General features: G+C 74.9%; 3 protein-coding genes. 2 read left to right on the forward strand and 1 reads right to left on the reverse strand.

Annotated elements, in window-relative coordinates; translation table 11 throughout:
- Positions 1–1,500, reverse strand: a 1,500-nt coding sequence (locus ABEB16_RS06560; protein WP_345711455.1) for a molybdopterin-dependent oxidoreductase, incomplete at its 3' end; no start/stop codon positions are given.
- A gap of 241 nt (positions 1,501–1,741) precedes the next feature.
- Between ABEB16_RS06560 and ABEB16_RS06565 the strand changes: the two genes are divergently transcribed.
- Positions 1,742–3,604, forward strand: coding sequence for a diguanylate cyclase domain-containing protein (locus tag ABEB16_RS06565; protein WP_345711456.1), 1,863 nt, complete (start codon positions 1,742–1,744; stop codon positions 3,602–3,604).
- Between the two features lie 59 nt (positions 3,605–3,663).
- Positions 3,664–4,728 (forward strand): LLM class F420-dependent oxidoreductase, encoded by a 1,065-nt coding sequence (locus tag ABEB16_RS06570; protein ID WP_345711457.1) that lies wholly within the window; start codon positions 3,664–3,666, stop codon positions 4,726–4,728.
- Positions 4,729–4,889 lie beyond the last annotated feature (161 nt).

The raw sequence follows: 4,889 nt of genomic DNA on the forward strand, positions 1-4,889 counted from the left end.
CTCCCCCAGCGGTTCGTGCACCCGCTCCATGACGAGCAGGTGGTCGTCGTAGCGGGCGGCGCTGACGTCGTCGCGCTCCAGCGGTGTCGTGGACGGCAGCACGACGTCGGCGTGCCGCGCGGTGGCCGTCCAGAACGGCTCGTGCACGACGACGGTGTCGGGCCGGGTGAAGGCCTCGCGCAGCCGGGCGAGGTCCTGGTGGTGGTGGAAGGGGTTGCCGCCGCACCAGTGCACCAGCCGCAGGTCCGGGTAGCGGCGGCGCCCACCGTCGAAGTCGTACTCCTCGCCGGGGTGCAGCAGGGCGTCGGCGATGCGCGCGACGGGGATGCGCCCGCGGACGGGGTTGGCGCCCTGCGGCAGCGTCGGCAGGGCGTGGCGGCGGACGGGGCGGCCCACCCCGCCGGTGGAGGCGTAGCCGTGGCCGAAGCCACCACCGGGCAGGCCGATCTGCCCGAGCAGCGCCGCCAGCGCCAGGGCGGCCCAGACGGGCTGCTCACCGTGGCGGGCACGCTGCAGGGACCAGCTGACGGTGACCAGGGTGCGGGAGGTGGCCATGTCGCGGGCGAGGCGGCGGATGCGCCCGGCGTCGACACCGGTGATGCCCGCGGCCCACTCGGGGGTCTTGGCGACGCCGTCGTCACCACCGCGCAGGGCGTCGAGGAACTCCTCCACCCCGGTGCAGCAGCGCCGCAGGAAGTCCTCGTCGTGCAGGCTCTCCTGGACGAGCGCGGAGCACAGCCCGAGCAGCAGCGCGGTGTCCGTCCCGGGCACGACGGGCCACCAGTCGACGTCGAGGTCGGCGGCGAGGTCGTCGCGCAGGGGGCTCACGAGCGCGAAGCGGGCGCCGCGCTCGCGCATGCGGCGCAGCGCGGCGGGCACGACGTGGCGGGTGGTGCCGCCGTAGCTGACGGCGGAGTTCTTGGCGGGCAGGCCGCCGAAGCAGACCAGCAGCTCGGTGGTCTCGGCGACCACGGACCACGAGGTGGGGTTCTCCAGGGGCGCGAGGTCCCCGACGAGGTGGGGCAGCAGCACCTCGGCGGCACCGTGGCTGTAGGTGGCCACCGAGCGGGTGCAGCCGCCGATGGCGTTGTGGAAGCGGTGCACCTGGCTCTGGGCGTGGTGGAAACGACCGGCGCTGCCCCAGCCGTAGGAACCGCCGAAGATGGCCGCGTTGCCGTGCCGGTCCCGCACGCGGGCGAACTCGGCGGCGAGGCGGTCGAGCACGTCGTCCCAGCCGACGGTGAGCCATCCGTCGCGGCCGCGACGCGCGTCGGGGCCCGGGCCGTCCTCCCACCAGCCGCGACGCACGTGGGGGCGCAGCACGCGGCCGCGGGCGGCGGTGGCGGCGGCGAGGTTGGCCAGCAGCGCCGAGGGGGCTTCGTCGGCGGGGTGGGGGTGGATGTCGAGGACGCCCTCGGCCCGCCGACGGGCGCTGAAGGCGCCCCAGTGGGTGGCGCTGCGGGCAGGCGCACCGGGGACGTCGGGGAGGTGGGTGCTCACCGCAGCAGCATCCCCCAGGTCGCCGCCGGGACGGCGCCGGGCGCTCGGTCGCGATCGGCCCGCGGCGTCGGCCGGACACGCACACCACGAACCGGCGAGGATGACACCAAGTACGCAAGGATGTGCGCACAGTAGTGTTCATGGCGGTGCGGTCAGCGGGGGCGGCGCACCGCGGCCCAGGTGCCGGTCCAGTGGCGCGCGGCACCCGGTACGGGCACCGCGGGAGGGGGAGAGACGGACGATGAGCAGCGACCCGCCCACCGTGTCGGCTCACGAGGACGTGGCGGCTGCGCCCGCGATCCGCCACGAGGGGCCGCGGCTGGCCCTCACCACGTCCCTGCTCGTCGCGGCCCTGGGCGCCGCCTGCCTGCACCTGTGGAGCGCTCCCGACATCACGGCCACCGCCTGGTGGCCGGGCGCCGGGGTGGTCCTGGCGCTCGCCCTGCGCCGCCCCCACCAGCGCGGCTGGATCGCCCTGGGCACCCTCGTCGGCACCGCGGCCGGCGCGCTGGGCGGCAGCGTGCCCCCGGTGCCGGCGCTGGCCCACGCCCTCGCCGCCGCGGTGCAGTGCCTCGTGGCGGCAGAGCTGGTCGCCCGCACCAACCCGGGCGGTCCCCTGCTGCGGCGGGCGCGCGACACCTGGATGCTGGGCCTCGGCGTCCTGCTGGGCACAGGGGCCGGCACCGGCGTCCAGGCAGCCCTGCAACCCGCGCTGGACCCCGCGGCGGGCGCCCGGACGCAGCTGCTCGGCGTGCTGCTCGTAATGCCCTTGCTGCTGCTGGCGGGTGAGCGCCCCGACGCCGCCCTCCCCGCGCAGCCACCGGCCCGGCGGCGGGTGACCCGGCAGGCCGAGGACGTCGCCGCGCTGGGGGCGTGCGCCCTCGTCGCCGTCGCGGTCTTCTGCACCACCGGCACCACCTCGTGGTCCTTCACCGTCGTCATCCCGGTGCTGTGGGCGGCTGCGCGCACCAGGCCGGGCCGCGCACTGGTGGGGCTGCTGCTGGTCGCCGTCATCGCGGCAGCAGGCACCCGCGCGGACCTCGGCCCCTACCGGGAGCTGCCCGTCTCGCAGCAGGTGCCGGTGTTGCAGGCGCTGCTCTTCACCGCCACCGCGGTGGCGCTGGCGATGGCCCTCGTGGTCCGGGCCCGCGACCGCGCCCTGGAGCGCGCCAGGGAGCGGGAGGAGCTCTTCCGCCGCACCTTCGACGACGCCCTCCTCGGGGTGGCGCTGCTCCGGCTGCAGCCGGACGGGCACGCGGTCGTGGTGCGGGTCAACGACCGGCTGGCTGCCCTCCTCGGCGGCCACGAGCGCATCCCCACCGGCTCGGACTGGGCGTCGCAGGTCTGGACGGGGCACCGCGAGACCTTCGTCAGGGCGGTGCGAGCCCTGGCCCGCGGCGCGGAGGGTTCCTGGCACGGGGAGCTGCGGCACGGCCTGGGGGACACGTGGCTGGAGCTCGCGATCGCGACGTGGCCCACGGCGGACGGTGGCGGCTCCGACGTGGCGGCCGTGGTGCAGGTCATCGACTGCACGCAGCGCCGCGCAGCGCAGCGCCGGCTGCGCGATGCCGCGATGCACGACGCGCTGACGGGGCTGCCCAACCGGGTGCTCCTGGAGGACCGGCTGCGCCACGCCCTCGGCGCCGCCGGCCGCTCCGGGCGCCAGGTGGCCCTGCTGTACTGCGACCTCGACGACTTCAAGCCCGTCAACGACACGGGTGGTCACGCCGCCGGGGACCAGGTGCTGATCGAGACGGGGTGCCGGCTGCAGGCGGCGGTGCGCCCCGGCGACACGGTGGCCCGCATCGGCGGTGACGAGTTCGCGGTGGTGTGCCCCGACCTGCCCGACGAGTCGGCCGCCTACGCCGTCGCGCAGCGCGTCGTGGATGCGATGCGCCTGCCGTTCGAGGTCGCGGGCTGGCGGTTCGAGGTGGGTGTCAGCGTGGGTGTCGCCCTCGCGGACCGCACCACGGATTCCCGGCACGTCCTGCACCAGGCCGATGACGCGATGTACCGCGCCAAGCGTGGCAGCAAGGGCCGCCACCACCGCGCCACACCCACCCTGGTGGACCTGCGCGACGACCAGCAGCGCACCGGTTCCTGACTTACGTCCCCGCAGTCGTACCGGGGCGTCACGCCGGACCGGGCGCCTAGTCTGGCCTCGTGCGACTCGGCTTGAGCCTCGGCTACCTCGTCGGCGATCCTCGCAGTGCGGCGGCGGAGGCGCTGGAACTGGTCCGGCGCGCCGAGGACCTGGGGTTCGCCGCCGTCCACGTCGCCGAGGCCTACGGCTCGGACGCACCGACGCTGCTGGCCTGGCTCGGAGCACAGACACGACGCATCCACCTGGTGTCCGCGGTGATGCAGATCCCCGGGCGGACACCGGCGGCGACGGCGATGACGGCAGCGACGCTGGACGGCATCACCGGTGGTCGCTTCGGCCTGGGTCTCGGCGTCTCCGGCCCCCAGGTGTCGGAGGGGTGGCACGGCGTCCGCTTCGACGCTCCCCTCGCCCGCACCCGTGAGTACGTCCAGATCGTCCGCGCCGCGCTCGCGCGTGAGCCGTTGACCCACAGCGGTGAGCACTGGCAGCTTCCCCTGCCGGGCGGTCAGGGGAAGCCCTTGCGGCTGGCGCTGCCGGCACCACGACCGGACCTGCCGATCTATCTCGCGGCGGTGGGTCCGCGGAACGTCGCCCTGGCGGGCGAGATCGCCGACGGCTGGCTCCCCGTCTACTTCAGTCCCGAGCACGGGCAGGCACAGCTCGAGCAGCTGTCCGCGGGGCGCGCCCACGCCACGGCGCGCGAAGGAGCGCCGGCGTTCGACATCGCACCGACCATCCCCATGGTGATCACCGGCGCGTCCGGAGAAGCCTTGGCCGATGCGCAGCAGCGCGTGCGCGCTCACACGGCGCTCTACCTCGGGGGCATGGGCTCGCGATCGACGAACTTCTACCACCGACTGGCGACCGACATGGGTTTCGGCGAGGCCGCGGACGAGGTCCAGCGCCTCTACCTCGCGAAGGAGCACCGCAATGCCGCGCTAGCCGTACCGCAAGGATTCCTCGACGCCACGTGCCTCGTCGGCGCACCCGACCAGATCCGGCAGCGGTTGCGTGCATACCGGGCGGTTGGGGTCACGACCGCAGTGGTCGCTCCGATGGCCACCACGCACGACGGCAGGTTGCGTGACCTGGAGAACGTGGCGACCTTGGCTGCTGAGGTGTGAGCGGGCCTCACGCACACCTTGACGCGCACTCGATCGCAAGCACAACGCATCGAGGCCCCGTTGTCCCACTGTGCAGTGGGACAACGGGGCCTCGATGTAATGGTTGTTCGGCGGTGTCCTACTCTCCCACCCCCTGGCGGGGGCAGTACCATCGGCGCTGG

Origin of the sequence: Kineococcus glutinatus (assembly GCF_039542765.1) — a bacterium.
GTDB classification, from domain to species: domain Bacteria; phylum Actinomycetota; class Actinomycetes; order Actinomycetales; family Kineococcaceae; genus Kineococcus_A; species Kineococcus_A glutinatus.

Coding starts and splice junctions, on each gene's coding strand:
- ABEB16_RS06565 (WP_345711456.1), top strand. CDS start 1,742: ATGAGCAGCGACCCGCCCACCGTGTCGGCTCACGAGGACGTGGCGGCT.